At 56.6% G+C, this 26681-nt stretch carries 27 protein-coding genes and 1 pseudogene; 20 read left to right on the plus strand and 8 right to left on the minus strand.

Going from position 1 to position 26681, the window contains the following annotated elements; all coding sequences use genetic code 11:
* Positions 1–1002, plus strand: a 1002-nt coding sequence (locus tag QZ517_RS11910; RefSeq protein WP_294227061.1) for a trimethylamine methyltransferase family protein, incomplete at its 5' end; no start/stop codon positions are given.
* Between the two features lie 93 nt (positions 1003–1095).
* Here QZ517_RS11910 and lipA read toward each other — a convergent pair.
* On the minus strand, positions 1096–2046 hold the full coding sequence (lipA, locus tag QZ517_RS11915; RefSeq protein WP_294227113.1) for a lipoyl synthase: 951 nt from the start codon (positions 2044–2046) through the stop codon (positions 1096–1098).
* Between the two features lie 219 nt (positions 2047–2265).
* Here lipA and QZ517_RS11920 point away from each other — a divergent pair, with 219 nt between their 5' ends.
* Positions 2266–2814 (plus strand): peroxiredoxin, encoded by a 549-nt coding sequence (locus tag QZ517_RS11920; RefSeq protein WP_294227063.1) that lies wholly within the window; start codon positions 2266–2268, stop codon positions 2812–2814.
* Between the two features lie 50 nt (positions 2815–2864).
* Here QZ517_RS11920 and QZ517_RS11925 read toward each other — a convergent pair whose 3' ends face one another.
* Positions 2865–3950, minus strand: a complete 1086-nt coding sequence (locus QZ517_RS11925; RefSeq protein WP_294227065.1) for a DUF6456 domain-containing protein — start codon at positions 3948–3950, stop codon at positions 2865–2867.
* A 244-nt stretch (positions 3951–4194) separates the two neighbouring features.
* Between QZ517_RS11925 and QZ517_RS11930 the strand changes: the two genes are divergently transcribed.
* Positions 4195–4485, plus strand: a complete 291-nt coding sequence (locus tag QZ517_RS11930; RefSeq protein ID WP_294227067.1) for a DUF6477 family protein — start codon at positions 4195–4197, stop codon at positions 4483–4485.
* Between the two features lie 6 nt (positions 4486–4491).
* On the opposite strand, the gene QZ517_RS11935 is transcribed toward QZ517_RS11930, so the two are convergent.
* Positions 4492–6042: a trimethylamine methyltransferase family protein gene (locus tag QZ517_RS11935; RefSeq protein ID WP_294227069.1), complete on the minus strand. Its 1551-nt coding sequence runs from the start codon at positions 6040–6042 to the stop codon at positions 4492–4494.
* Between the two features lie 227 nt (positions 6043–6269).
* Between QZ517_RS11935 and guaA the strand changes: the two genes are divergently transcribed.
* The 8 genes from guaA to QZ517_RS11975 all read left to right on the plus strand — a co-directional run bounded on the left by guaA (position 6270) and on the right by QZ517_RS11975 (position 12511).
* Positions 6270–7829, plus strand: coding sequence for a glutamine-hydrolyzing GMP synthase (gene guaA / locus QZ517_RS11940; RefSeq protein WP_294227070.1), 1560 nt, complete (start codon positions 6270–6272; stop codon positions 7827–7829).
* A 106-nt stretch (positions 7830–7935) separates the two neighbouring features.
* Entirely contained in the window at positions 7936–8283 is a 348-nt protein-coding gene (locus QZ517_RS11945; protein WP_294227072.1) for a hypothetical protein, read from the plus strand.
* A gap of 78 nt (positions 8284–8361) precedes the next feature.
* A complete protein-coding gene (locus QZ517_RS11950) occupies positions 8362–8640 on the plus strand; it encodes an antibiotic biosynthesis monooxygenase (RefSeq protein WP_294227074.1) in 279 nt (92 codons plus the stop codon).
* Positions 8637–9509 carry a DMT family transporter gene (locus QZ517_RS11955; RefSeq protein WP_294227076.1) on the plus strand — a complete coding sequence of 291 codons (873 nt, stop codon included), beginning with the start codon at positions 8637–8639 and terminating at the stop codon, positions 9507–9509. The genes QZ517_RS11950 and QZ517_RS11955 overlap by 4 nt, the downstream gene beginning before the upstream one ends.
* Before the next feature lie 112 nt (positions 9510–9621).
* Positions 9622–10701: an outer membrane protein transport protein gene (locus tag QZ517_RS11960; protein WP_294227079.1), complete on the plus strand. Its 1080-nt coding sequence runs from the start codon at positions 9622–9624 to the stop codon at positions 10699–10701.
* A 103-nt stretch (positions 10702–10804) separates the two neighbouring features.
* Positions 10805–11722, plus strand: a complete 918-nt coding sequence (locus QZ517_RS11965) for a DMT family transporter (protein ID WP_294227081.1) — start codon at positions 10805–10807, stop codon at positions 11720–11722.
* A 67-nt stretch (positions 11723–11789) separates the two neighbouring features.
* On the plus strand, positions 11790–12083 hold the full coding sequence (locus tag QZ517_RS11970; protein ID WP_294227085.1) for a DUF1330 domain-containing protein: 294 nt from the start codon (positions 11790–11792) through the stop codon (positions 12081–12083).
* Positions 12080–12511, plus strand: coding sequence for a TerB family tellurite resistance protein (locus QZ517_RS11975; RefSeq protein ID WP_294227087.1), 432 nt, complete (start codon positions 12080–12082; stop codon positions 12509–12511). The genes QZ517_RS11970 and QZ517_RS11975 overlap by 4 nt, the downstream gene beginning before the upstream one ends.
* Positions 12512–12532: 21 nt before the next feature.
* Here the strand turns inward: QZ517_RS11975 and QZ517_RS11980 are convergent, their stop codons facing one another.
* The 5 genes from QZ517_RS11980 to QZ517_RS12000 all read right to left on the minus strand — a co-directional run bounded on the left by QZ517_RS11980 (position 12533) and on the right by QZ517_RS12000 (position 18978).
* Positions 12533–13933 (minus strand): TRAP transporter large permease, encoded by a 1401-nt coding sequence (locus QZ517_RS11980; protein WP_294227089.1) that lies wholly within the window; start codon positions 13931–13933, stop codon positions 12533–12535.
* Positions 13934–13947: 14 nt separating this feature from the next.
* Positions 13948–14580: a TRAP transporter small permease gene (locus tag QZ517_RS11985; protein ID WP_294227091.1), complete on the minus strand. Its 633-nt coding sequence runs from the start codon at positions 14578–14580 to the stop codon at positions 13948–13950.
* 202 nt (positions 14581–14782) lie between these two features.
* On the minus strand, positions 14783–15793 hold the full coding sequence (locus QZ517_RS11990; protein WP_294227093.1) for a C4-dicarboxylate ABC transporter substrate-binding protein: 1011 nt from the start codon (positions 15791–15793) through the stop codon (positions 14783–14785).
* A gap of 111 nt (positions 15794–15904) precedes the next feature.
* Positions 15905–17245, minus strand: coding sequence for a sigma-54 dependent transcriptional regulator (locus QZ517_RS11995; RefSeq protein ID WP_294227095.1), 1341 nt, complete (start codon positions 17243–17245; stop codon positions 15905–15907).
* Complete coding sequence (locus QZ517_RS12000) at positions 17242–18978, minus strand: ATP-binding protein (RefSeq protein ID WP_294227097.1); 1737 nt, start codon at positions 18976–18978, stop codon at positions 17242–17244. Before QZ517_RS12000 ends, QZ517_RS11995 begins: the two co-directional genes overlap by 4 nt.
* A 159-nt stretch (positions 18979–19137) precedes the next feature.
* Here QZ517_RS12000 and QZ517_RS12005 point away from each other — a divergent pair, with 159 nt between their 5' ends.
* From QZ517_RS12005 to QZ517_RS12045, 9 genes and pseudogenes are all read left to right on the plus strand, one after another.
* Positions 19138–19578 (plus strand): TerB family tellurite resistance protein, encoded by a 441-nt coding sequence (locus QZ517_RS12005; protein WP_294227099.1) that lies wholly within the window; start codon positions 19138–19140, stop codon positions 19576–19578.
* Entirely contained in the window at positions 19575–20309 is a 735-nt protein-coding gene (locus QZ517_RS12010; RefSeq protein ID WP_294227101.1) for a PhnD/SsuA/transferrin family substrate-binding protein, read from the plus strand. Before QZ517_RS12005 ends, QZ517_RS12010 begins: the two co-directional genes overlap by 4 nt.
* Before the next feature lie 128 nt (positions 20310–20437).
* The gene (locus QZ517_RS12015; RefSeq protein WP_294227103.1) at positions 20438–21211 is read left to right on the plus strand and encodes an ATP-binding cassette domain-containing protein; all 774 of its coding nucleotides are present in this window, start codon (positions 20438–20440) and stop codon (positions 21209–21211) included.
* 37 nt (positions 21212–21248) lie between these two features.
* Positions 21249–21956, plus strand: coding sequence for a transporter substrate-binding domain-containing protein (locus QZ517_RS12020; protein WP_294227105.1), 708 nt, complete (start codon positions 21249–21251; stop codon positions 21954–21956).
* A 115-nt stretch (positions 21957–22071) separates the two neighbouring features.
* Positions 22072–22965 carry an ABC transporter permease subunit gene (locus QZ517_RS12025; RefSeq protein ID WP_294227115.1) on the plus strand — a complete coding sequence of 298 codons (894 nt, stop codon included), beginning with the start codon at positions 22072–22074 and terminating at the stop codon, positions 22963–22965.
* Positions 22962–23768, plus strand: coding sequence for an amino acid ABC transporter permease (locus QZ517_RS12030; RefSeq protein ID WP_294227107.1), 807 nt, complete (start codon positions 22962–22964; stop codon positions 23766–23768). Before QZ517_RS12025 ends, QZ517_RS12030 begins: the two co-directional genes overlap by 4 nt.
* 192 nt (positions 23769–23960) lie before the next feature.
* The gene (locus QZ517_RS12035; protein ID WP_294227109.1) at positions 23961–25277 is read left to right on the plus strand and encodes a glutamine synthetase family protein; all 1317 of its coding nucleotides are present in this window, start codon (positions 23961–23963) and stop codon (positions 25275–25277) included.
* A 59-nt stretch (positions 25278–25336) separates the two neighbouring features.
* Entirely contained in the window at positions 25337–26020 is a 684-nt protein-coding gene (locus QZ517_RS12040) for a type 1 glutamine amidotransferase (protein WP_294227111.1), read from the plus strand.
* A pseudogene (locus QZ517_RS12045) lies at positions 26017–26681 on the plus strand (glutamine synthetase); the annotation flags it as partial. The gene QZ517_RS12040 and the pseudogene QZ517_RS12045, both read left to right, overlap by 4 nt.

Raw genomic sequence — 26681 nt, forward strand, 5'->3', positions numbered from 1 at the left:
GAAATGGACCTAAACACCATCTACGCCTGTTGTTCTGGCACCACCAAACACGTGGGCGTGTCCTATACCGAGCCAGGTTTTGTCCCGGATGCGCTTGAGATGTTGCACATGATCGCGGGTGGAGAAGACGCTTGGCGCGCGCGCCCCTTTGTCAGCAACACCAATTGTTTTGTGGTGCCGCCGATGAAGTTTGCCACCGAAAGCTGCGAGATCATGGAAGCCTGCATTCGTGGCGGCATGCCAATCCTTTTGCTCTCCGCTGGTATGGCGGGCGCCACGGCACCATCCACCATTGCTGGGGCTATTGTACAGGCCACCGCCGAATGTCTCGCGGGCATTGTTTATGTGAATGCGATTGCCCCAGGCCACCCCGCCATTTGTGGGACTTGGCCCTTTGGTCTCGATCTGCGCAGCGGCGCGATGAGCGTCGGGTCTGGCGAACAGGCGTTGCTCTCAGCAGGCTGCTCCCAGATGCACAAATTCTACGGCTTGCCTGGCGGCGCGGCCGCGGGTGCCAGCGATTCAAAACTGCCCGACATGCAGGCTGGCTGGGAACAAATGTGTTCGAACGTCATGGCCGGGCTCTCTGGCCTCAATATGGTCTATGAAGCCGCCGGCATGCACGCCTCCCTGCTTGGGTTCTGCCATGAAAGTTTGATCCTCGGCGACGACATGATTGGTCAAGCCTTACGTTGTGTACGCGGCATCGAAGTGGACGAGGAAACCCTGGCATTGGAACAAATCCGCGACGTGTGCCTGAACGGTCCGGGGCACTATCTGGGCACCGACGCCACCCTAAGTCGCATGCAAAAAGATCATGTGTATCCAACACTTGGGGATCGAACCTCACCCAAAGAATGGGCCGAAGTTGGCAAGCCAAATCTGCTTAAGAAGGCCAAAGCACGCAAGGAAGATATCCTCTCACAAACAGCCTCTGCCCGCTTTGCTTCCGACCTAGATCAAGCCCTGCGCGCCCGTTTCAACATCCACCTTCCGCAATAGAAAAAAGGCGCCTGCAATCCTGCGGCGCCTGCTTTCTCTTTTCCCAAATACCTCGGGGGTCTGGGGCAGCGCCCCCACGCCAACCGTCTTGGCTTAGCCCTTGGCCAATTGCGCCTCACGCGCATCGCGCAGCTTCGCAAAATCGTCGCCCGCATGGTACGAAGACCGCGTCAGCGGCGTTGCAGACACCATCAAGAAGCCTTTGCCATATGCGGCTTTCTCATAGCTCTTGAATTCTTCCGGCGTCACAAAGCGATCAACGCCGTGGTGTTTTGGAGTGGGCTGCAAGTACTGACCAATGGTCAAGAAATCGATGTCAGCAGCGCGCATGTCTTCCATGACCTGATGCACAGATTGTCTGTCCTCGCCCAATCCCGCCATAATTCCGGATTTGGTAAAGATAGATGGATCCATCTCTTTCACACGCTGCAACAAACGCAGCGAATGGAAATAGCGTGCGCCAGGACGTACCTGAGGATAAAGACCCGGCACGGTTTCCAAATTGTGATTGAACACATCAGGACGTGCCTCAACAACAATTTCCAGCACTTCTGGCTTACACTTCAGAAAGTCAGGGGTCAGAATTTCAATAGTAGTTTTTGGGGAACGATGCCGCACTGCACGGATGGTCTGCGCAAAATGCTCCGCGCCACCATCTTCCAGATCGTCTCGGTCCACCGAGGTGATCACCACGTGGTTCAGGTCCAGCTTTTTCACGGCTTCCGCCACACGGCCCGGCTCAAATACATCCAAAGTGTCCGGCTTACCGGTTGCGATGTTACAGAAAGTACAGCCACGGGTACAAATATCCCCCATGATCATCATGGTAGCGTGGCCTTGGCTCCAGCATTCACCGGCATTGGGACAAGCCGCCTCTTCACACACAGTTGTCAGGTTGTTTTCGCGCATGATTTTGCGCGTGGCGTTATAGCCGTCACCTGTTGGCGCTTTGACGCGAATCCACTTGGGCTTTCTGGGCTGAGCATTGTCCTTGCGGTGCGCCTTTTCGGGATGGCGCTGCTCTGGCAACTTCAAATCACGCAACTGATGGTCCTCCGGCCAACTTGGGTTTGGGCTGTGTAACATAAGAGTTCCTGCCCGCCACTACCAGAAATGCAAGGCAGCTATGCATATGGTATCAAATCCCTGCCAGATCAGCGGTTTCTCGCACCCTCAAAAGATGTTTCGACTTTGCAGCATTGCGTCAGTTTTTAGAATCGTTATAGGTCACTTCCAGAACAATTCTGACCGAGGAAATCTTCAATGCAAGTTGGCGTAAAAGTCCCAAATGTTGTCTTCAAAACCCGTGTACGTGACGAAGCAGTGGGCGGCCCAAACCCTTTCCGCTGGCAGGACATGACCAGCGACGATTACTTCAAAGGCAAACGCGTGATCCTGTTCTCGCTGCCCGGTGCCTTTACCCCAACCTGCTCCACGTACCAGCTGCCAGGGTTTGAAGAAAACTTTGCCAAGTTCCAGGAAAACGGCATCGACGGCATCTACTGCATGTCCGTAAACGACAGCTTTGTGATGAACAAATGGGCCGAAGCGCAGGACGTGAAAAACGTCGACGTCATCCCTGACGGCTCCGGCGAATTCACCCGCAAAGTTGGCATGCTGGTGCGCAAAGACAACCTTGGTTTTGGCCTGCGCTCCTGGCGCTACGCAGCCATCATCAACGATGGTGTTGTGGAAGCATGGTTTGAAGAGCCAGGTCTGGAAGACAACCACGGCGAAGACCCTTATGGCGAAAGCTCCCCTGAGAACCTGCTGAAGTTCCTGGCAAACGCCAAAGCCGAATCCGCGGCCTAAATTAGGCACGCCAGAATTCGAAAGGCCCGCCAATGGCGGGCCTTTTGCATTTAACCGATGTAATCCCCAGAGCCCCCCGCCTCTGCATGGTAATGATCACGCAGGTGCATCAAGGCAATTCGCAAGACCACCTTGCCCGACCGCGCCGACCATCCAAGATGTTTCTCTGCCGCTTCCAATCCTTCCAATTGACAACAGCAGCGAAGCGCCACATCGGTCAAACCTTCGCCTAAGACCTCCAGCGCAGCCACAACCCGCGTCCGCGCGGGCTCCGCTCCACACTTTCCGTCCCCTTCCAACACATAGACCGTCTCATGCGGGGCTTGCAGATACTGCCGCCACGGCTCCAGCCCTGCCCCCATCTGGGCAAGTTCATAGTCTTCGCGTAGCCGTTCTCCGGCGTGCACAAGGTCTTCGGACAAAAACCGGTTCCCCTCTCGGTCACGTCGCCGTGCGAGAATTGTCAAAGGGCTTTCTGAAACAACAAACCGCGCGGTCTCTGCCAAACCATGCGCGGTCAGGTTGCCTTTCGCCTCGTCCACCAAAGACGCCCCGAACACAGCCTGTGTTTCAGCAAACCCCTGCGCGCGTTCCTGCGCCTGGTTTTCCGCCACCGCCACCATTTTGCTCAGATGGCTCCGTCCCTGCGCCGAAATCACATAGCGGCTCACCCGCCCTGCCTGAACACAGGTGATCCACTCCTTAAGCGCCATCGCCTGCGCCACCTGCCGCGTTAAGCTTGCCGTACGCGTGGTCTCATCGCGCATCACAACAGCCGTCTCCATGTCGCTGGCCACCGCCAAGACCGCGCCAGTTTCAATCAAACGCCGCAGCACCCGCAGACCTTCTTCCTGCACCACGCATTCATCTGGCAAATCCCTCGCGTTCTCCAACAATGGCGCACCGTTCCCATTGGCATGAGACTTCTGTCGGAACGTCTTTAACGCTGCATCCACCAGCGGATCATCCCGCATCCCTTCCAGTTTGCGAATTTGCCGCATCACTGTAGAGGGATGGCAGCCGTCCCGTCGCGCCAACTCCCGGATCGAAATGCCTTGCTCTGTATGGGCCACATAGCGCGCCACGCTTTGTGGCAGCCACGTTGGCAATTGGGGGGCTACTTGTTCCGGTTGCATCTCTCGTTACTCCTTACAAAGACCTTGGGTCACAACCGCTGCCTGAATTATCCACAGGGTTATCCTAAAAGTTTTGCACAGCGTTTTTTGGCTGTGTAGGCGAGCGCATCAGGTGTCGCTGCCCTTAAGGATTGATTTGAAATTGTGAACAGCACTCTCGTGCGGCGAACGCTGAAAGCAAATTCACGCAACACACGAAAACCTGTGCTCCACTGAATGTCCTCAAGGCAAAAGGAGCGATTCCATGCAGGACATTCTGGCCAAATTGGACCGTCTCAACCGCCCGCGCCTACTCGTCCGCGCCGCAAAGGCTGGGGCAACAGAGTACGCGCGAGATCAAGACCTTAGACGGCACATCTCACATCGCAACTTACCGCAATACAGTGAGGCCTTGTCCTATCTTTATGAGTTGGAAAACACAGTTGATCAGCAACGGCGCAATGGCTCTGCTGCCTATTCAATTGTGAAACATATCGACCTGTTGATCGCCATGTTGGGCGAGGCCCAGCTGTTGCGGGCCACGCAGTCTTTTTAAATCACATCACACAAAGCTGTCCGGCATGGAGGCCTTTTTCTCCGCCACATAGGCGCGCAGAGCTTTCTCGATCTCCGGATCCAGGGCTGGCTGCGCATACGCATCCATCAAAGTCTGGACCCGTGCGGATGCCAATGCCTGTGTGTCGCGACCACCTTCATCAGACCAGGTTTCAAACGGCTTGTAGTCCAGCAACTCAGAGCGCCAGAAAGCCTCTTTGAAATTGGCCTGCGTATGTGCGCAGCCAAGATAGTGCCCTCCCGGCCCCACCTCGCGAACAGCGTCCATGGCTTGGGCGTTTTCATCATACGCCACGCCTGCCGCCATTTTGTGCATCGCGCCAAGCTGATCTGCGTCCATCACAAATTTCTCAAAGCTGGACACCAGCCCACCTTCCAACCAGCCACAGGAGTGCAACATGAAATTCACGCCACCAGTCAACGCGGCGTTATGGGTATGGGCCGTTTCATACGCCGCTTGCGCGTCTGGCATTTTGGAGCCACAGAGCCCACCACCAGAGCGGAACGGCAGACCCAGTCGACGGGCCAACTGACCCGCACCGGACAGGATCTGGCTGGCTTCAGGGGTGCCAAAGGTTGGCGCTCCGGAGTTCATATCAATCGAGGTCACAAAGGCACCAAAGATCACCGGCGCGCCGGGACGGATCAACTGACTGTAGGCGATACCAGCCATAACCTCTGCCAACACCTGTGTCAGCGTGCCCACTACGCTCACAGGGGCCATGGCTCCACCAACAATAAAGGGCGACACAATACAGGCTTGGTTGTTCTTTGCATAAACTTCCAACGCGCCCATCATGATGTCGTCAAACGTCATCGGCGAGTTGATGTTGATCAGCGAGGTCATCACCGTGTTGTTCTGCACAAACTCCTTACCAAACAGGATTTCGCACATCTCCACGCTGTCTTGCGCCCGACTTGGCTCGGTAACCGATCCCATAAAGGGCTTGTCCGACAGCGTCATATGCGCAAGCAGCATATCAAGGTGACGCTTGTTCACCGGCACATCGGTTGGCTCACAAACGGTGCCGCCAGAGTGGTGCAGCCACTTGGACATATAGCCCAGTTTCACAAACTTCTCGAAATCCGCCATCGTCGCATAGCGACGCCCGCCTTCGGCATCGCGCACAAAGGGTGGGCCATAAACCGGCGCGCACACCAGTGTGTTGCCGCCAATTTCGACGGTGCGTTCTGGGTTACGCGCATGTTGCACAATCCGCGACGGCGCTGTTTTACACAGCTCTCGGGCCAAGCCTTTGGGAATGCGAACCCGCTCCGCCTGATAGTCCACGTCTGCGCCCGCGTCTTTCCACCGGTCCAACGCCGCTTTGTTGTTCACAAAGTTGACGCCAACCTCTTCGAGCAAAATATCCGCATTGGTTTCGATGATCTGAAGCGCTTCGTCGTTCAGCACCTCAAACAGCGGCATATTGCGTTCAATGAACTTTGCGGCCTCAATTTTTACACCGGTGCGTTCTGCGCGTCGCGCTGCCCCGCCGCCGCCGCGTCCTCGACGCCGTGTCGCTGCTTCTGCCATGTCATGTCCTCACAGGCTGAGTTGATTTCCTTGTGAAAGGTCTACCCCTCTCACAGGTCGCTCTCCGGTTGGTTAGCGTCCTTTGAAACAAAAATGCGACATTGGCCAGTCGTTTTGGGACGCTTTCGACACCCCGCCCTGCGGTTGTTCGCCGCTTCGCACAAAAACCCCGTCATGAAGGTGCGAACGAACTTGCGAAAAACGCCACTCTTCTCTATGCGTCCGCCATGACCCAGACATCCCATGACCGCCTTCTTATCATTGACTTCGGCAGCCAGGTCACCCAGCTGATCGCCCGTCGCCTGCGCGAGCTGAACGTCTACTGCGAAATTCACCCCTACCAGAACGTCGACATAGACTTTGTGCGTACATTCGCACCCAAAGCCCTGATCCTCTCCGGTGGCCCCGACAGCGTGACCCGTGAAGGGTCGCCACGCGCGCCACAAGAGATTTTCGACTACGGCGTGCCAATCCTTGGCATCTGCTACGGTCAACAAACCATGATGACCCAATTGGGCGGCCAAGTGGACAGTGGCCACGGCACCGCAGAATTTGGCCGTGCTTATGTCACCCCCAACAAAAAACTCGACATCCTTGATGGCTGGTTTGCTGAGGGTGACGAGCAGGTTTGGATGTCCCACGGCGACCACGTCAGCGCAATTGCTCCGGGCTTTGAGGTCTACGGCACCTCACCCAACGCGCCTTACGCCATCACCGCCGACACCAAACGCCACTTCTACGCGGTACAGTTCCACCCCGAAGTGCACCACACCCCCAATGGCGCAAAGCTCTATGAGAACTTCGTGAAAATCGCCGGCTTCTCCGGCGACTGGACCATGGGCGCGTATCGTCAGGAAATGATCGCCAAGATCCGCGAACAGGTTGGCGACAAGCAAGTCATCTGTGGCCTCTCCGGCGGTGTCGACAGCTCTGTGACCGCAATTCTGCTGCACGAAGCCATTGGCGATCAACTGACTTGTGTCTTTGTTGACCACGGCCTGTTGCGCAAAAACGAGGCGGAAGAAGTTGTTGCTATGTTCCGCGACAACTACAACATCAAGCTGATCCATGCGGATGAACGCGATTTGTTCCTTGGTGAGCTCGAAGGCCAAAGCGATCCGGAAACCAAGCGGAAAATCATCGGCAAACTCTTCATTGATGTGTTCCAGAAACACGCAGACACCATCGAAGGTGCAGAGTTCCTGGCACAGGGCACACTCTATCCAGACGTGATCGAAAGCGTGAGCTTCTCCGGTGGTCCTTCCGTGACCATCAAAAGCCACCACAATGTGGGTGGCTTGCCCGAGAAAATGGGTCTCAAACTGGTCGAGCCTCTGCGCGAACTTTTCAAAGACGAAGTCCGCGCGTTGGGCCGCGAGCTGGGCCTACCTGCCAGCTTTATCGGCCGCCACCCCTTCCCGGGGCCTGGCCTTGCAATCCGCTGCCCAGGCGAGATCACACGCGAAAAACTGGACATCCTGCGCGAAGCCGACGCGGTCTACATTGACCAGATCCGCAAACACGGTCTTTACGACGATATCTGGCAAGCCTTTGTGGCGATCCTGCCAGTGCGCACCGTGGGCGTGATGGGCGATGGCCGCACCTACGACTTTGCCTGTGCCCTGCGCGCGGTGACCTCGGTTGATGGCATGACTGCGGATTACTACCCGTTCAGCCACGAATTTCTTGGTGAGACCGCCACGCGCATCATCAACGAAGTCAAAGGCATCAACCGGTGTACTTATGACATCACCTCGAAGCCTCCGGGCACCATCGAGTGGGAATAACAGCCAGCTGACAAATACCTTAAATGCGAGATTGACCAATCTCGCATTTTTGCTTTTCTCTTCCCTGAGAACTGCGGCACTGTGTCTCTAACCTGAGGACAGAAACATGCGCTCACTTCTACCATCGGTACTCTTCGCTCTGGCCGCCACCAATGTAGCTGCGGCGCCCCCGCTCGCCTGTGAAATGCGCAAGTCCCAGCTTGTCTTCACCGTCACCGACAACGCAGTCAACATGCGCACCGGTGATAAATCCCGCACTTTGCCTGCCAAAGCCCTGCCGCAAGATCATGAGGGCTGGCCGCGTGTCTGGCTGCTGCAAGAACCCCCAAGCGCCCATATGCTGCTGATTTCCGAGGGCACGTGTGAGACTGAACACGGCACATTTCCCTTGTCCGTGTCTCTCAATACGCTGGGCCTCGGCCAACGCTCTGGCTGCTGCACCATCGCCGAGTAAAACCGTCTCAACCTATGTCGCCACAAATAGTGCACATGTGCACTTGTCCCTCAGGGAAAGACCTGCGACGGTCCGCCCATGATCAAGCTAACTGGATATATCGACGTCCCTGCGGACCGGCTCAAGGCAGTGGTGGAGGCCTTGCCCGACCACATTGCGCTCACCCGCGCAGAGACAGGCTGCCTCTCGTTTGAAGTTACACCTGACGCCACCCACCAAGGCCGCTTTCAGGTGGCGGAGCTGTTTGTGGACCGCGCCGCCTTTGACGCCCATCAAACCCGCACAAAAGCCTCCGACTGGGCCAAGGTCACAAATGGTATTCCACGCCAGTACGAAATCGAAGATATCCCAGAATGAACGATACTATAAGGGCCGCCTTCTGGATGAGCGGCGCGATTGTCTCTTTCACGTCTATGGCGATTGCGGGTCGTGCGGTCAGCTTTGAGCTCGATACCTTTGAAATCATGATGTACCGCAGCTTTGTCGGTATCATCCTTGTGGTTGCCGTGGCCGGGCTGGCTGGAACGTTGCCGCAAGTCAATCGCCGCAACATGGGCCTCCACTTCATCCGCAACCTCAGCCACTTTGCCGGGCAGAACCTCTGGTTTTATGCGCTCACTGTGATCCCACTTGCGCAAGTTTTTGCCTTGGAATTCACCTCCCCAATCTGGGCCATTCTATTGTCCCCCCTAATCCTTGGAGAAAAGCTGCGCCCCATCGGCCTGCTGGCCGCGCTGATTGGCTTCTTTGGCATCCTGATGGTCGCCCGCCCCAATCCGCAAGCTTTGGACGTGGGCCAGATCTCCGCCGCCTGTGCCGCTATTGGCTTTGCGCTCTCCGCCCTCTTCACGCGCAAGCTTACCCGCACCGAAAGCATCACCTGCATCTTGTTCTACCTCACGGTCATGCAAGCAGGGTTTGGTGTGATCTTCGCAGGCTTTGATGGCGACATTGCACTGCCTTCAGCAGAAAGCACCCCATGGATCGTTTTGATCGCCTGCGCGGGCCTTGTGGCACATTTTTGCCTGACCACTGCCCTCCGACTCGCACCCGCCTCGGTTGTCATGCCCATCGACTTCATCCGATTGCCACTTATAGCTGTTGTAGGAATGACACTATACGGTGAACAAATCGACATTTGGGTGCTGGTTGGGGCCGCGGTGATTTTTGCGGGCAATTACTTGAACATATTGTCCCAACTGCGCCTCAAACCTGCGCCAAAGTGACGCAAAGTCATGGCTAATCTCGGCTTACCTTAACGTTGACTTAAACAAAGTTGCGCGACTAGCCTGATGGTCACAAATAAAAAAACACTCAAAAACCACGGGACACATCAACATGAAAAAAGCGCTATGGGGAGCCACTGCACTGACTCTGGCCGCTAGCACGTCTTTTGCAGGCGGCATCGACCGCTCTGGCCAGGGGGTCAACATCCTCTTTGAAGAGGGCAATTTCGTACAGTTCACTTGGTCGCATGCGAGCCCAAGTGTGGATGGAACAAGTGCACTGGCTGGCAATTCGAACGATGTTGCGAAGTCCTACAACAACGTGTCGTTTGGCTACAAACACGAGATCAACGAAAACTGGGATCTCGCCCTGATCTACGATCAGCCGTTTGGCGCGCATATCCTGTACGACAACGGCCCGTTTTCGGCCGCCGGTGGTCGCCCATTTGATGGAACGGCAGAAATCAACAGCGATGCGCTGACGGCTTTGGTTCAGTACAACTTTGGCAACGGCTTCAGCCTTCACGGTGGTGCACGCGCCCTTAAAGTAAAAGGCACGATTCAATCGGGTAACGGCATTCTGAATGCAAGCAGCGATTACGACTTTGGCGGCGTTGTTGGTGTTGCCTACGAAAAACCGGATATCGCACTGCGTGTTGCGCTGACGTATGCCACTGCGATTAAGAGCGGCTTCACTGGTAGCAACGCTGCTTTCCCAGCAGGCATGCAAGATCGCACTTTCGATGTCGATTTTCCAGAAAGTGTGAACCTCGACTTCCAAACCGGCGTTGCCAAGAACACTTTGGTGTTTGGGTCCGTTCGCTGGGCTGGTTGGGGTGGGTTTAGCCTCGACACCACACCAGAAGGATCTTGGGTGGACTTTGATGATGACACGATCAACTACACGATCGGTGTCGGACAACGCATCAACGACAAACTGTCACTTGCTTTGCAGTTCGGCTATGAGAAGTCCGGCAATCGCCCGACAACAACGCTCCTGGCCCCGACAACCGGCTCTAAGAGCATCGGTCTCGGCGCAACTTACCAAGTTAACGAGCAGCTTTCGGTGTCCGGTGGTCTGACTTACGCAATGCCAGGCGACCAGTACTATGTGGTTGCTCCGGGCGTAAACGTCGACTTCGAAGACAGCTCCGCATGGGGCGCTGGTATCCGGATCGGTTACCGCTTCTAAATCGCTCACTTCGTGAACACCAAAGCCCCGCCCTTTCGGCGGGGCTTTTTCTTTGCGCAGGATTCGGAGTGATTGCCACCACCGTCAGCGTTAGACCCTTCCCATGAGCACACAAAAACACCTCTCGCCCCGAGTTTGGGCCGAACTTTTCCTTCTCGCAATTCTTTGGGGTGCAGTCTTTTTCTCCAACCGCATCGCGCTGGACGAAATTGGTCCCATTACGCTGGTCGCGCACAGAACCCTCTGGGCGGGGCTCCTGCTTTGGCTGGTGATCCTGCTGACCGGTACCCCAATCCCGCGCTCACCGCGCCTCTGGGGCGCCTTTCTGGTCATGGGCCTGCTCAACAACCTGATCCCCTTCAGCCTGCTGAACTTTGCCCAACTCACCATCGAAAGTGGCCTAGCTTCTATCTTTAACGCCGCGACCGCCCTTTGGGGCGTGCTACTCGCAGCCCTCGTCCTACCGGACGAACGCCTGACACTTGCAAAAGCCCTTGGCATCAGCCTTGGCTTTCTCGGCGTTGCCACCGCCATTGGCCTCAGTCATCTCACCACCCTTGATCCACGCTCCCTTGCCCAAATCGCCGCGCTCTTAGCAACCTTGTCTTACGGCTTCGCAGGTGTCTGGGCCCGCAAGACCCTTTCAGGTTGCTCACCACTGGTCGCCTCCGCAGGCATGCTTACCTGCTCCACCCTGCTGGCCCTGCCTCTGGCCTATGCTGCCGAAGGCCCCATCTCACTTGCCCTGAGCACCGCCACGTGGGCCGCCATCGCCTATGGCGCCATTCTAGGCACCGCCGTTGCTTACCTTCTCTACTACCGCGTGCTGGCCGCCGCAGGCAGTGGCAACCTGCTTGTGGTCACTCTTCTGATCCCGCCCGTGGCAATCCTTCTGGGAACTGGCTTCCTTGACGAAGCCCTGCCAACGCGCGCCTACGCAGGCTTTGTCCTGCTCACCGTCGGATTGATTGTCCTCGATGGCCGTCTTCTCTCGCGTCTCCGACCCAAAAAACCAGCCTGACTCCGCTTGCCAACACGCCCCCCACTTGGCACCCTGCCAAAAAACAAAACCAACAAGGGAGGCCAAAATGGCCAAAGGCTACTGGATCGGTCGCGTCGACGTGGACAACATCGAAGGCTACCAAAAATACGTGCAGGCCAACGCCAAACCGTTTGCGGACTACGGCGCCAAGTTCTTGATCCGGGGCGGTCAATTTGAAAACCCCGAAGGCACCTCGCGCAGCCGCAATGTCGTGATCGAATTCCCCAGCTACCAAGCTGCTCTGGACTGCTACAACTCAGATGACTACCAAGCGGCCAAAGCTTTACGCACCCCGGTCAGCTCCGGCGATATCGTGATCATCGAAGGTTATGATCCATGATTTGGGATCACCTGCTGGACCGCCTGCGCGGCAAAAGTGGCACACCGCCCCTGCCAGAGCCGGACGAAAAACTTGCCTTGGGCGCACTTTTGGTACGCGTCGCCAAATCGGACGACAATTACCACGCGCTGGAAATCAGTGAAATCGACCGCATTCTCGCGACAACCTTTGACCTCAACCCGATTGAGGCTGCCAAACTGCGCGCCACCTGCGAGAAACTTGAGCACAACGCCCCCGGTACACCGGATTTTGCGCTCCTGATCCGCGAAAATGTGGATTACCCCCACCGCTTGGAAGTGGCGCAAAAAATGGTCGATGTGATTGAGGCGGATGGCAAACACGTCCCCGCCGAAGACGCCAGCTTGTTGGAAATCTCCAATCTGATGGGCATTAAACCCGAAGACACTCCCATCGGCCCCGCCTCTTAAGCAGGGCCGACAGGCTTTTACTTACGCCAGGCTTGGCAACCACAGCACAATGGCCGGGAACGCCACCAGAAGCGCAATGGTGATGCCGTCAGCGATGAAAAATGGCGTCACACCTTTGAACACATCCTGCACGCTCAGATCGTCGCGAACACCAGCCACAACAAAGCAGTTCAGGCCAATCGGCGGTGTGATCAAACAGAACTCTGCCATCTTCACCACCAGGATACCAAACCAGATCGCGCACATCGGCCCGCTCATGCCAAACGTACTGTCGGCTGCGGAGACAAGCTCACCGCCGTTCAAGGCCATGACGGCCGGGTACACCACAGGCAGTGTCAACAGCAGCATGCCAATCGCATCCATAAACATGCCCAACACGGCATAGGCCAGCAGGATGCAGACAAGGATCAGCATGGGCGACATCGTCAGCGAGACAATCCAATCTGAAAACGCGCTTGGCAGATCCGCAAACCCCAAGAAGCGTACATAGATCAACACGCCCCAAATGATGGTGAAAATCATCACCGTCAATTTGGCGGTCTCCAACAAGGCGTCTTTGAGCTGCGACCAGCGCATGCCCTGATACAATGCCATCAGGAAGACCACAAAAGCCCCAATCGCGCCGCCTTCAGTCGGCGTGCCCCAGGCATCTCCGCCAAACGGATTGTAAACAAAGAAGATGATGGTCACGACCACAAACACAATCGGCAGAGCTGGCGGCAAAGACGAAAAGCGCTCTTTCCAAGTAAAGCCAGACACGGGCGGGCCAAAGCCTTTGATTGTCATCGCCATACCAATGATCAGCAGGCCATAAATCACCGCAGAAAACGCGCCCGGAATAAAGCCTGCCAGCAGCAACTTACCCACGTCCTGCTCGACAATGATCGCGTAAATCACCAAAATCGCCGAGGGGGGGATCAGTGAGGCCAATGTGCCCCCTGCCGCCACAACACCCGCTGCAAAGCGTTTGTCATACCCAATCGCCAGCATCTCAGGGATCGCAATACGCGCAAACACCGCTGATGTTGCCACCGACGCACCTGACACCGCCGCAAAGCCAGCCGTGGCAAACACAGTAGACACCGCCAATCCACCCGGCACCCAGGCCAGCCAGCGTTTGGCCGCTTCAAACAGGGCTTTGGTGAGACCAGCATAGTAGGCCAAATAGCCAATCAAGATAAACGTCGGGATCAAGCTCAGCGCCTGACTGGACACTTTGGAATGTGGCACCTGTCCCGCAGTTTTCACCGCAATGGTCAGCGCTTTACCAAACCGCTCAGGCTCATAGCCAAACTTCGCCCAGAAAATCCAGATCAGGCCAATCATGCCTGCCAACCCAGCAGCAAACGCCACCCGCATTCCCAGCACCACAAGCAGCAACATGCCGCCTGAGACCGCCAATCCAATATCAATCGGTTCCATATTCTTGGTCTTCCTTAGGAATCGTGGCCGGAGACATGTTCTGCCTCCATCGCCGCTTGCGTGGCTGCATCAATGACCAATGGCACGGCCACAGGCGTTGCGGCATTGGTGACAAAAGCTTTTGCATAGGCACACAACTGAAGGGCCAGCCTTAGGCACAGCACCGAAAACGCCACCGGAGCAAGCAGTTTTGCGGGCCATAGTGGCAAGGCAATGTCCATCGAACTGTCCCGGCTCCACATCGGCGCCCCAAAATCAAAGCTGCGATCAAAATGCGCCCAGGTGCCCCACACCAACAGGACCATCAAGGTGAGAACCGCGGTCGTGGTGATGAACTCCACCAGGTAAAGCGCACGTCCTTTGAGCTGCCCCACCAGAATATCCATACGGATGTGCCCGCCATCGCGCATCACATAAGACGCGCCCATAAAGGCAATGAGCGGCATCGCCTGCTCAATCCAATCCACATAGCCCGGCAAAGGCGCGTTGAAGAAGTTGCGCCCAGCGACGGAAAAGACCGCCATGAGCATAAGAGAAAACACCGCCAAGCCACTCACCAAAGCCAAGACTTTTTCGAGTTTGTAGAACTGGGTGTCTATTTTGCTGAGGGTGCTGTTGTCCGTCAGCACCGAAGTTGCGCTGGCCATGGGACCTCCCGCTGTTTTGTGGTGAACGCCTGCGGCGCACAAATTTCGCGCATCTCGGGATGCACCGTGGGCGAGGCGCAGCCTCGCGCTCCGAGGTATTTTCAAAAAGAGAAAGCTGTTTTCCTCTTCGATAAATACCTTGGGGGAGTTTCACACCTACCGAGGTGTGAGACGGGGGCAACGCCCCCGCCTTCCTAACAGCTTAGCTGCCGTTTGCGATCATGCCAGTCACAAGATCATAGAGCTCTTGCGCAGGCAGGCCACGCGCGGTGTTCTCTTCGATCCAAGCCTGGGCCGCTGGTGCCGCTGCAGCCTCTTTGAACGCTGCGATCTCCGCATCAGAGAAGGCCACTTTGGCAATGCCGCGCTCTTCCAGAGCAGGGCCCCAAGCGTCCATGGTTTTGCCGTTGTAGGTGGTCACATAGTGATCCAGCGACTCTTCCACAGAGCCAAGCAATGCGGCGCGGTGATCATCAGAGAGGTCCGCCAGCGCATCCGTGTTCACCACAACTGGGCAGTTCACAGTGCCTGGGTTCAGGTTTGTGGTCCACCAAGTGGCATTTTCGATGGTGCCGTAGGACATATGGGCGTGGGGGGCAAAGGCCACCGCTTTTACAACACCGCTGTCCATCGCCTGCCGAACTTCGGTTGCAGACATGGAGGTTGGCACAGCGCCGACAGTTTCCATGGCTTTGCCGATACCACCGGTGGCACGCACGCTCAAACCTGCGAAGTCATCCAGCTTGGCTGGCGCATCGCCCATGCCCACCAAGTTGTACTGTGGCAGCGGCGATGGCATCAGCAGTGTCGCGTTCCAACGGCCCAGATCTTCGATCGCGGCCGGGTGCTGATACACCGCCATGGACAACTCAATTTCCTGCTCCAGCGAGCTCACACCCAGGAACGGCAGTTCCATCACAGTGATGGATGGGTTTTTGTCGCGGTGATAACCCGCGCAGAACTGCGCCATTTCAAACGCGCCGATGGAGATGCCATCGAGGTTTTCACGGTTTTTGGACAGGCCGCCGTAGCTGATGTTCAAAGTGAACTCGCCACCGGTTTTCTCAGACACCAGCTCCGCCATCTTTTCAACGTGCTCAGTAAACGCACGGCGCTTGCCCCACAGGGACACGTTCCACTCGGTTGCCATTGCTTCAGTGACAAAGGCCATCGACAAAGCAGCCACAGCCGTCCGGCTCAAAATCTTACGCATAATTTCCTCCCATTTGCGTTTTTCTGACCACAGCATGCCGCAAAGGCGCGACAGATGCCAATGAGAGAAATTGCGCAGGCCAAGCGCCCTGCCCTGCGGATTTCCGCAGAGCTACAAAAGCGCGTCTTTGTTGAGGCCCAGTTTCACAATTTTTTCGTTCAACGTCCGCCGCCCAATCCCCAATGCCTCAGCCGCAGCATCCATGCGCCCGGCATGTGCCTTGATCGCCTTGCCAATCAATTCGCGCTCAAAGGCTGCCACCGCCTCGCGCAACGTATCCGGCACATCTTCAGCACCGAGATCACCGGCCAATGCCGCAGCCATTGAGCCGCCGCCCCGTCGCGCGGCCATCACCCGGCGGGCACAGACATTGCGCAACTCCCGCACGTTGCCGGGCCAACCATGCGCCAGAAGCGCCGCCATATCCTCATGACTCAGCTCAGGCCCATCCACCTCATGCATCCGCGCATATTCATTTAAGAAGTGGCTCGCCAGCAGCGACAGATCATCTCGGCGTTGCCGCAGCGGCGGCAGTTGCACAACAAACGTGTTTAATCGAAACAGCAAATCCGCGCGTAGCCTGTCTTCAGCGACCGCCTGCTCAACATCCTCATTAGTGGCGGACAAAATTCGCAAATCCACTTTCACCGGAACTCCGGATCCAACCGGATAGACCTGTTGATCTTCGATCACCCGCAGCAGTTTTGCCTGAACGGCTGGTGGGCAACTGCCAACCTCGTCCAAAAATAACGTGCCGCCCGAGGCTGTTTGCAACCGCCCATCAGCGCCACCCGACACCCCAAACATCTCCGCTTCAAAACTGTCAGGATGCAACGCCGCACAGTTCACCGCCAGAAACGGGCGATCCGAACGGGCGCTCAAATCGTGCAACGCACGCGCCACCAGCTCTTTGCCGGTGCCGGTCTCCCCAAGAATCAGCACCGCCGCATCCAACCCTGAGAGGTCCAACACCTCTTCGCGCAACGCTGTCACGGAGGGCGTTTGCCCCAACAACACGCGATCAAGACCCGACAAAGCAAACAGCCGTTCTTTGAGCCGCACATTGCTGGCTTTCATCCGACTTTGCTCGGCCGCATGGGTCAGGATCGTCAGCAACCTGCGCGGCTCATAAGGTTTTTCCACAAAGCTATACGCCCCGGATTGCATCGCCTCGACTGCCATGGGGATATCGCCATGCGCCGAGATCAGCACCAAAGGCGGCTCAAAATCCCGATCCAACTGCGCCAACAGCTCCAGCCCGCTCATGCCCGGCATGCGCACATCCGACAGGATCACATCCGGCTGCATCTCACCCAGCTTTTCCAGTGCCTTATCCGCGCGCGGCACCGCCTCCGCTTGCCAGCCCGCAGCCTGCATCAGCGCCAACAACGACTGCCGCATAGACTTGTCGTCATCCACAATCAAAAGGCTAAAGGGTTGCGTATCACTCATGTCATCTGCTCATTTTCAACTTCAGCAACCAGCGGCAACGCCACGCGGAACAGCGCCCCGCCTTCGACGCGGTCCTGGGCACTCATTGTGCCGTCGTGATCCTTGATAATACTGGCTGAAATCGCAAGGCCCAGCCCCATACCACGTCCACTTTCCCGCGTGGTCACAAAGGGTTCCTGTAAGTCTGTTAAACTGGCCGTGCCCAAGCCATGCCCAGTGTCCAACACCTCAAAGAAGGCCTGCGCATCAGACTGCCCAACGTAGACAGACAGCTGCGACTCTGCAGGCTCCTCTTCCATGGCGTCACACGCATTGCGCAGCACATTGGTAATCACTTGCTCCAGTCGCAACCGATTGCCGCGGACCCAAACCGCAGCCTCCGGCATCTGCAAATCCACCAAGACCGCGCCTTTCTCGATGTTTGGCGCCAACAGGCTCAGCCCCGCTTGCATTGCTTCCCGCAAATCAAACACCTCAAACGCATCTCCACCACTTGTCGCAAAAAACTTGAGCTGGCGGGTGATGCCCTCCATGCGTCCAACCAAACCACCAATCTCAGGCCCGAGCCGCGCAGCGTTCTTTGGATTGATCTCTGCCGCCGCCAAATGGTTGCGCATCGCCGCAATCGGTTGACCCAACTCATGTGTGACAGAGGCCGACAACTGGCCCAAGGCCGCCAATCGGCTGGCCTGCGCCAATTCTTTTTGCGCTTTTTGCAACCGCGCCTCGGTGGCTTTGCGCTCCGTCACCTCATTTTCCAGCTGCAAATTGGAAGTGCGCAATTGCGCCTCTTCTTTCACCGCCCGTTTGAGCGCCCGTCCAACCCGCCGCGCCCGCTGCACCTGAAACACAATCATCAACGAGCCCGCTAGAAACACCACCGCCGCAGTGGCCAGCCAACTACGGGCCACCGCGCGGTCATCATCAGCAAAATAATGCAGCTGCCAGCCATCTGGCAGATCATCCGCCACCAGATGCATGCGCTCATCGCCACCAATCACCGCCCGATTTTCCGCCTGCACGCGCCATTCTAACAGATCCAGGGGTTGACCGGAAAACTGCCGCACCTCGCCAATCTCCGCTTTCTGTTCCGGGGTCAAAGGCGCCATTGCGCGATACCGCCACTCAGGGTCAGACGCCAGCAAGACCACGCCGTCTCTATTGGTCAAAATGACTTGTTCGCCGGCGCGTCGCCAACTGTCTTCCAATACGGAAAATCCTTTTTTGATGGCAATCACACCTGCCACCTCATGGCCTGCGACAACCACACCATCTGCCAAAAATAGACCTGGCAATCCCGTGGTCATGCCAATCGCATAGAACCGCCCGTGCTTGCCCTGAAGCGCGTCTTTGAAATACGGGCGAAATCCATAGTTGTGGCCAACAAAGCTGGTTTCTGAGGCGTGGTTGGAAGCCGCAATAGTGACCCCGTTGGCGTCCATCAAATAGATTGCTTCAAGCCCAGATTGCCTAGCGAAATCTTCCAATCGCGCGTTCAGCAGCCCCGTTCCACCACCGGCCACCGCTTCGGTCACAAAAGTATCGCGAGCCAAAATATGAGTCAGATGGCTGTGCTGCTCCAACTCCGCGACAACCGTACTGCGATAAAGCGACAATTGCCCCTGAGCTTTGCTCCACTCCTCCTGAGAAAAATAGTCAAATGCCGCGCGTTGGACGACAAACCCAACAAGCAGGGTCAAAAGAACGGAGAGGATCAGGGGGAGTCGTGACATCAGAGCCGTCAGAATTGCAAAAGTCAGCGCAGGCTAGGTCAAGGGCGCGCATTTTGAAACGGGTTTCTTGGGCCGTCGTATGCGGCAGCTCTCTCAGGATTATTGTTGAATGACAATGAGAGGTTGCGACAGGGTGCTGCGCCACCTACATCTTTCCGCATGTTCGCAGACTTTCTCAAACGCCTGACGGCGCCCGCCCCTGAAACTTTGAACACCACTGACGCCCGTTTGGCGCTGACCGCCCTTTTGGTGCGCATCGCCCGCGCAGACGGAGTGTTTGATCCAGCTGAAGCCGCGCGCATCGAGCGCATCGTAGCCAGTCGCTATAATCTCAGCGCATTTGAAGCCACAGCCCTGCGCAAAGAGGCCGAAACGCTGGAAACGGAGGCGCCGGACACTGTGCGGTTCACCCGCGCCATCAAAGACGCTGTGCCGCTGGACGCGCGCATAGAGGTGATCGAAGCCATGTGGCAAGTGGTGCAGGCAGACGGGGAACGCGACGCCGAAGAAGACAGTGTTATTCGTTTGGCAGCCAATCTGCTTGGCATCTCCGATCGCGACAGTGCTTTGGCACGCCAGCGCATGGCTGCCAAATCATGATTGCCGCCTTTCCCATGTACGACCGCCCGGAGTTGGCAACGTCATGGGATCTGCTGTGGCACTATTTTGGGGAAGCCTACGGAGACGCACCAGCGCAGCTGACCCGCGATCTCGATGTCTGGGACATCTGGCAAAGCCCCGACCTGTTGTTGGCACAAACCTGCGGCTTTCCTTACCGATCGCGGTTGAAAGACAAAGTTGCGTTGATAGGCGCGCCGGATCACGGCATTGAGGAAGCCCCGGCAGGCCATTACCGATCGGTCATTGTTGCCAACAAGCGTTTCGAAGGCGCAAAACTGGACACGCTGCAAGACGCAACACTGGCGTTCAACGAGCCGATTTCGCAATCAGGTTGGGCCGCACTCTGGCGTCATTTTGAAGACAAAGGACTTCGAATCGGCCCCCGGCGCCAAAGCGGCGCCCATCGGGAATCAGCCCGAATGGTGGCGCGAGGTGACGCTGACTTTGCCGCCCTCGACATCATCAGCTGGAAATTGATGAGGCGCTATGATGATTTTACCTCGGATCTGATTGTGGTTGATATGACAAGGCCAACACCTGCTTTGCCTTTCATTTCCGCACGTGACCAAGACAAAGGGCGCGTCCAGAATGCGTTACAGGATGGCCTTCAGTCTTTGACTTTTGGGCAGCGAGAAGAATTGTTTCTGCACGGGCTGGTGAGCCTCCCGCAAAGCGCTTATGAGGCGGTGCCAAACCCGCCGGCACCCTGACCTTTTGGAACTTTGTTTGGCCAAAACGTCGCCTCAGGTGCCTCAGCCGCCCTTTTGAAAGTTGCAATTGCGCAAATTTTCATTCCTATTGGGCAACCAATGATTAACCCAATACTGATGGGGACACTGTGAGCGAAGCCACGCCCGTTCTGCAAATCCGCGACCTGCACAAGGCCTATGCCAACCTAGAAGTCATCAAGGGCGTGGATATCACCGCGCACCGCGGCGATGTGGTTTCTTTGATTGGCTCCTCTGGTTCCGGCAAATCCACAATCCTGCGCTGCGCCAACCTTTTGGAGCACAGCCAGCAGGGCAACATACTCTTCAAAGGCGAGCCTGTGACCTGGAAAGGCACTGGCCATTCCCGTGAACCGGCTGATCCCAAGCAAATCCTGCGCATCCGCACCAATCTTTCGATGGTGTTTCAGCAGTTCAACCTTTGGTCGCACATGACCATCTTGCAAAACGTGATGGAAGCGCCCGTCACTGTGCTCGGCCGCGACAAGGCTGAGGCTGAAGAGGCCGCCCACGCTTACCTCAACAAAGTGGGTATTGCCGACAAACACGACGCATTCCCGGCGCAGCTCTCCGGTGGTCAGCAACAACGCGCCGCCATTGCCCGCGCCTTGGCGATGGAACCGGAAGCGTTGCTGTTTGACGAGCCAACATCTGCCCTCGATCCTGAGTTGGAACAGGAAGTGGTGCGCGTGATCAAAGCGCTGGCCGAAGAAGGCCGCACCATGATGATTGTCACCCACGACATGAAAATGGCCCGAGATGTCTCGGATCACGTGGTGTTCCTGCACCAAGGCCTGATCGAAGAGCAAGGCACGCCAGACGAGCTGTTTGGCAATCCAAAATCGGAACGTTTGAAACAGTTTCTGTCTTCAACCGCCGCATAACAACAAAACAAACAACCAATCCATAGGGAGCAATACTATGAAAAACCTGATCCTGAGCACTGCCGCTCTGGCACTGACCGCGGGCTTCGCAATGGCTGACACCGTGCGCCTTGGCACCGAGGGCGCCTACCCTCCATACAACTTCATCAACGATGCTGGCGAAGTGGACGGCTTTGAGCGCGAGCTGGGCGACGAGCTCTGCAAACGCGCCTCCCTGACCTGTGAGTGGGTCACCAACGACTGGGACAGCATCATCACCAACTTGCAGTCCAGCAACTACGATGCCATCATCGCGGGCATGTCGATCACCGAAGAGCGTGAAGCCACCATGGACTTCACTCAGGGCTATACCCGCCCATCGCCGTCTGCTTACGCAGCGATGTCCGCTGATGTTGACGTGAACACTGCAGTGATTGCGGCGCAGACCGGCACCATCCAGTCCAGCCACGTTGCCACCACCGGCGCCACTCTGGTGGAATTCACCACACCGGATGAAACCATCGCAGCTGTGAACGGCGGCGAAGTGGATGCAGTCATGGCTGACAAAGATTTCCTGGCCCCATTTGTTGCAGAAACTGATCTGACTTTTGTAGCTGAAGTCTTCCTCGGCGGCGGCATCGGCATGGCGTTCCGCGAATCTGACGACGAGCTGCGCGGCAAATTTGACGCGGCCATCGCCTCCATGAAAGCGGACGGCACGCTGAACGATCTGTTGGACAAATGGGAAATCGAAGGCAAATTCTAAGCCCTCCCCAATTGATGACTAACAAAGGGGGAGCACATGCTCCCCCTTTTTCCCACCCGGCGGGGCCCACTTCGGCATTCATACCGCCCTTGAGACGACACGAAAGAGGCCAGCCATTTTTGCCTATTGCTCAGATCCTTCCGTCCTAGACGGTCTGCCCTGGCTTAGCTGCTATCTCACAACCGGGAAGCACATGGCCTTTTATGCCTCTTTTGGCACCGTGCTTCTGTTGCTGGCAGTCACGGCTCCAACGGCCCTTCTGTTTGGCCTCGGCGGCGCCATGGCCGCCCGCGCCCGGTTCGCTTTGGTGCGTTGGTTTGGCAAAGGCTACATCGCCATAGTGCGGGGCGTGCCGGACATCGCGTTTTTCCTTTTCTTTGTGATCGCCTTGGATCAGGGCATCGAATGGCTGCGTCACAAGGTCAAATGTCCAGATTGGACGGAGCCTGTTCGCCAAGGCAGCGAGTTCCTCGTCTGTGACATCGCAAAAATGCCGCTCAGCGCTTCGCCGCAATGGGTGCATGAAATCTATGGATTCTGGGTCGCCGTCTTCACGTTCGCCATTGTCTTTGGCGCGTTTGCCGCCAACGTCCTTTATGGTGCCATGCAGGCTGTGCCACGCCCTCAGTTGGAGACCGCCGAAGCTTATGGCATGTCCCCCCGCCAGACCTTCTGGCGCGTCTTGATGCCGCAAATGTGGATCTACGCTCTACCGGGTCTGTCCAACCTCTGGATGGTGCTAATCAAGGCCACACCCCTGTTGTTCTTGCTGGGCGTCGAAGACATCGTCTATTGGGCCCGCGACCTAGGCGCTTCTAAAACCGCACGGTTTACTGCCTACCCGCATGGGGATTGGCGCATGTGGTATTTCCTCGCGCTGCTTGTCTTCTATCTGCTGTTCACTCGGGTGTCCGAAATCGCCCTGACACGCATAACCAAACGCCTGTCTCACGGTCAGGCCACGCTGGACGGCGAGTCCCAACGCAAAAATGCGGGGAGCACAGCATGAGCTGCATCGACACCATTCAAAACTATGCTTTCCGGTCGCTAGGCTTTGGCGAACGTATGTTGCCCCGCACGGACTTTACCCTGTGTGAGCATTTCACCCTGATCGGGTCCGGCATGATCTGGAATGTCTACTATGGCGTTCTGGCGATCCTGACCGGTTTCCTGTTTGCCAACCTTCTGGCCGTGGCCAAAAACTCCAACAGCCGCTGGGCGCGCAAACCAGCAGAGTGGTTTATCTTCCTTTTCCGTGGCAGCCCGCTGTTTATTCAATTCTTCTTTGGCTACTTCCTGTTCCTGTCGCTCAAAGGTGTGTCACCGATTTTCAATCCGCTGACCTCTGCGGCCCTTGGTGCGTTGATTGTCCTGTTCCTGAACACCTCAGCCTATTCCGCTGAAATCTTCTACGGAGCACTGCGCTCCATTCCCAAAGGCGACGTTGAGGCCGCTGACGCCTATGGCTTCACCGGCTGGTTCCGCTATCGTCGCATTATGTTCCCAACCATGATGCGCCTTGCTTGGCCAGCCTACACCAACGAAGCCATCTTCCTGTTTCACGCCACAACTTTGGTGTTCTTTTCCGGTTTCCCGGCATGGCGCCAAAAAGGCGACGCGCTTTACTATGCCAACTACTTTGCGGACAAAACTTTCAACCCGTTTGTGCCTTATCCGATCCTGGCCTTCTATTTCATCCTGCTGACATTGGTCATCATTTGGATCTTTGGCGTGATCAACAGACGCCTGAACAAACACTTGCCGCAGGCAGCAGTCAAAAAGCTGAAGATACGTCCAAATCTGATCCGCTGATCCCAGCCGCACCAACAAAACTTTTGCAAAACACCCGCCCCATATTGGCGGGTGTTTCTGCATTTACGCCACCTCCGCAAAACAGTCGCGATACGGACGCAATACCGAAAGCCAACCGTTGCCCGCAATTTTCTTCTGGACAATTGATCGGACGCCCTCGATAATTTGATCAAATTACAAATGTGGTGACCCATGGACCCGGCACATAGCGCAACTTTCCGGATTGGCGCAGTAGATCTGAACGGCCAATTGCGTGGCAAACGTCTGCCGTCTGAACATCTCGAAAAACTCGGCAAAGGCGGCGCGCGTTTGCCTCTTTCGTCCCTCAACCTCGATATTTGGGGCTGTGATGTCGAAAACAGCCCCCTGGTGTTCGAAAGCGGCGATAAAGACGGAGTGCTGGTGCCGTCACCGCGCGGCGCGGTGCCAATGCCATGGCTCAAAACCCCGTCACAACTGGTTCTGATGGGCATGACCAACGAAGACAGCAGCCCTTTTATGGGCGATCCAATCCAAGCGCTTACCACCGTGTTGAACCGCTTTGCGGTGCGCGGCTGGACAGTGATTTCCGCCACCGAGATGGAGTTCACCTTGGTGGACGACAGTGGAGATCATTTGGTCCCACCTCGCCATCCGCGCTCTGGCCGTCAACTAGACGCCTCCGAGATTCTAAGCCTGTCCGAACTGGACGCCTTTGATGCCTTTTTCACCGACATCTACGACGGCGCAGCCGCCATGGGCATCCCTCTGCAAACCATGACCTGTGAAGGTGGTGTTGGGCAGTTCGAAGTGACTTTGAATCACCAAACCGCTATGAAGGCCGCTGACGATGCCCTGCTGATCAAACAGTTGTTGCGCGAAACCGCCCGCAACCACGGTTTTGCCGCCACCTTTATGGCCAAGCCTTACGGCGACGACGCGGGCAACGGCATGCATGTGCATTTCTCCGTGGTGGATCAAGACGGCAACAACGTCTTTAATGACGACACTCCTGAAGGATCCGACTTCCTCAAATCTGCCGTGGCCGGATGTCTCGAAGCCATGCGCGCCTCCACCCTGATTTTTGCACCCCATGGCCCATCCTATGACCGCTTTGCCCCAGGCGCGCACGCGCCAACAACCGTGTGCTGGGGGTATGAAAACCGCACAGCCGCCATCCGCATTCCCGGTGGCCCCAACGCCGCCCGCCGGATCGAGCACCGTGTTGCCGGCGGTGACGTGAACCCCTATCTGATGCTGGCCGCCATCCTTGGCGCCGCATTCGAAGGCATCTCTGAGGGATTGGCTCCGCCCGCACCAATCACCGGCAACGCCTATGCGCAAGAGTTACCACAACTGGCAAAAAGCTGGGACGAAGCGATTACCCTGTTTGAGACTGACGCCTTTGTTGCGCGGTGTCTGCCAAAGCAGTTGATCGACAATTTGGTGATGACCAAACGCCAGGAGGCGCAAAAACTCGCCGACATTGCGCCAGAGTCGCGCTGGAAAACCTATCTAGAGCGTGTATGACACGCTTGCGCGACACTCTGTCCATCGCTACGATAAATTTGATCAAATTCTGGTGACCTATGAAAATCGGTATCCTTCTAACCGGCCACGCCCCTGATGAGCTTGAACCGCACTACGGCAACTACATCGAGATGTTTAAGTCCCTGCTTTCCGGGCAAGATTTTGAATTCTCCGGCTACAAAGTTGTCGATGGCGAGTTCCCCGAGGCGGTGACAGAAGCCGATGGCTGGCTTATCACTGGCTCCAAACACGGCGTCTACGAAGACCACCCCTGGATCCCCCCTTTGGAAGACTTGATCCGCGCGGCCGTGACCCAAAATATCCCACTCGTTGGCGTGTGTTTTGGTCACCAAGTCATTGCTCAAGCCCTTGGTGGAACGGTTGAAAAATATGACGGTGGCTGGGCCGTTGGCCGTCAGACTTATGATTTCTCCGGCACTGAAATTGCCATGAATGCCTGGCATCAGGACCAGGTCACCGAGCTGCCACCCGGTGCTGTGGCCATCGCCACCAATGATTTCTGCAAAAACGCAGCCATTCTTTATGGCGACCGTGCGATCACGGTGCAGGCCCACCCGGAATTCTCCGCCGACTTTGTCGACGGTCTGATCAACACACGCGGCCGTGGTGTTGTGCCAGACGACATTCTCGACGCCGCTATCGACGAGCTCGATGAACCAACACACAGTCAAACCATTGCAGATCAATTTGCAGACTTCTTCCGACAGGAGCGCCCCCGATGACCGCCCCCAAAACCGACTGGCTTTCTAAAACCCCTGACGCCGCCCGTGCCTATTTGGAGGGGCACCGTCTCGACGAGGTGGAATGCATCATCTCCGACCTTCCGGGGATTGCCCGCGGCAAAGCTGTACCGGCCAGCAAATTTGCCCGCCAAGAGTACTTCCATCTCCCAGATTCCATTTTTTACCAAACACTTACCGGTGGTTGGGGCGAAGCAGCAGGTGAAGAAGGCTTTATCGAAAAAGACATGATCCTGCGCCCGGACTGGGGCACGGCCACCGCTGCGCCCTGGACAGCCGATTGGACGCTTCAGGTCATCCACGACGCCTATAACCTTGATGGCACACCGGTCGAATTTTCACCGCGCAACGTGCTGAAGCGTGTGGTTCAACTTTATCACGACAAAGGCTGGGAGCCGATTGTGGCTCCGGAAATCGAGTTCTTCCTAGTCGCGCGCAACACAGACCCGCGCCAGGAAATCAAACCGATGATGGGCCGATCCGGCCGCCCCGCCGCCGCGCGTCAAGCTTATTCCATGACCGCTGTCGATGAGTTTGGCCCCGTCATTGACGACATTTATGATTTTGCCGAAGCCCAAGGTTTTGAGATCGACGGCATCACCCAAGAGGGTGGCGCTGGCCAACTTGAAATCAACATGGTGCA

The organism is uncultured Shimia sp., assembly GCF_913054185.1.
Classification (GTDB): Bacteria; Pseudomonadota; Alphaproteobacteria; order Rhodobacterales; family Rhodobacteraceae; genus Shimia.

What these genes read in the sequence shown, in the direction of transcription:
- QZ517_RS11920 (WP_294227063.1), top strand. Translation starts at nt 2,266, where the DNA reads ATGCAAGTTGGCGTAAAAGTCCCAAATGTTGTCTTCAAAACCCGTGTA.
- QZ517_RS11925 (WP_294227065.1), bottom strand. Translation starts at nt 3,950, where the DNA reads ATGCAACCGGAACAAGTAGCCCCCCAATTGCCAACGTGGCTGCCACAA.
- QZ517_RS11930 (WP_294227067.1), top strand. Translation starts at nt 4,195, where the DNA reads ATGCAGGACATTCTGGCCAAATTGGACCGTCTCAACCGCCCGCGCCTA.
- QZ517_RS11935 (WP_294227069.1), bottom strand. Translation starts at nt 6,042, where the DNA reads ATGGCAGAAGCAGCGACACGGCGTCGAGGACGCGGCGGCGGCGGGGCA.
- guaA (WP_294227070.1), top strand. Translation starts at nt 6,270, where the DNA reads ATGACCCAGACATCCCATGACCGCCTTCTTATCATTGACTTCGGCAGC.
- QZ517_RS11945 (WP_294227072.1), top strand. Translation starts at nt 7,936, where the DNA reads ATGCGCTCACTTCTACCATCGGTACTCTTCGCTCTGGCCGCCACCAAT.
- QZ517_RS11950 (WP_294227074.1), top strand. Translation starts at nt 8,362, where the DNA reads ATGATCAAGCTAACTGGATATATCGACGTCCCTGCGGACCGGCTCAAG.
- QZ517_RS11955 (WP_294227076.1), top strand. Translation starts at nt 8,637, where the DNA reads ATGAACGATACTATAAGGGCCGCCTTCTGGATGAGCGGCGCGATTGTC.
- QZ517_RS11960 (WP_294227079.1), top strand. Translation starts at nt 9,622, where the DNA reads ATGAAAAAAGCGCTATGGGGAGCCACTGCACTGACTCTGGCCGCTAGC.
- QZ517_RS11965 (WP_294227081.1), top strand. Translation starts at nt 10,805, where the DNA reads ATGAGCACACAAAAACACCTCTCGCCCCGAGTTTGGGCCGAACTTTTC.
- QZ517_RS11970 (WP_294227085.1), top strand. Translation starts at nt 11,790, where the DNA reads ATGGCCAAAGGCTACTGGATCGGTCGCGTCGACGTGGACAACATCGAA.
- QZ517_RS11975 (WP_294227087.1), top strand. Translation starts at nt 12,080, where the DNA reads ATGATTTGGGATCACCTGCTGGACCGCCTGCGCGGCAAAAGTGGCACA.
- QZ517_RS11980 (WP_294227089.1), bottom strand. Translation starts at nt 13,933, where the DNA reads ATGGAACCGATTGATATTGGATTGGCGGTCTCAGGCGGCATGTTGCTG.
- QZ517_RS11985 (WP_294227091.1), bottom strand. Translation starts at nt 14,580, where the DNA reads ATGGCCAGCGCAACTTCGGTGCTGACGGACAACAGCACCCTCAGCAAA.
- QZ517_RS11990 (WP_294227093.1), bottom strand. Translation starts at nt 15,793, where the DNA reads ATGCGTAAGATTTTGAGCCGGACGGCTGTGGCTGCTTTGTCGATGGCC.
- QZ517_RS11995 (WP_294227095.1), bottom strand. Translation starts at nt 17,245, where the DNA reads ATGAGTGATACGCAACCCTTTAGCCTTTTGATTGTGGATGACGACAAG.
- QZ517_RS12000 (WP_294227097.1), bottom strand. Translation starts at nt 18,978, where the DNA reads ATGTCACGACTCCCCCTGATCCTCTCCGTTCTTTTGACCCTGCTTGTT.
- QZ517_RS12005 (WP_294227099.1), top strand. Translation starts at nt 19,138, where the DNA reads ATGTTCGCAGACTTTCTCAAACGCCTGACGGCGCCCGCCCCTGAAACT.
- QZ517_RS12010 (WP_294227101.1), top strand. Translation starts at nt 19,575, where the DNA reads ATGATTGCCGCCTTTCCCATGTACGACCGCCCGGAGTTGGCAACGTCA.
- QZ517_RS12020 (WP_294227105.1), top strand. Translation starts at nt 21,249, where the DNA reads ATGAAAAACCTGATCCTGAGCACTGCCGCTCTGGCACTGACCGCGGGC.
- QZ517_RS12030 (WP_294227107.1), top strand. Translation starts at nt 22,962, where the DNA reads ATGAGCTGCATCGACACCATTCAAAACTATGCTTTCCGGTCGCTAGGC.
- QZ517_RS12035 (WP_294227109.1), top strand. Translation starts at nt 23,961, where the DNA reads ATGGACCCGGCACATAGCGCAACTTTCCGGATTGGCGCAGTAGATCTG.
- QZ517_RS12040 (WP_294227111.1), top strand. Translation starts at nt 25,337, where the DNA reads ATGAAAATCGGTATCCTTCTAACCGGCCACGCCCCTGATGAGCTTGAA.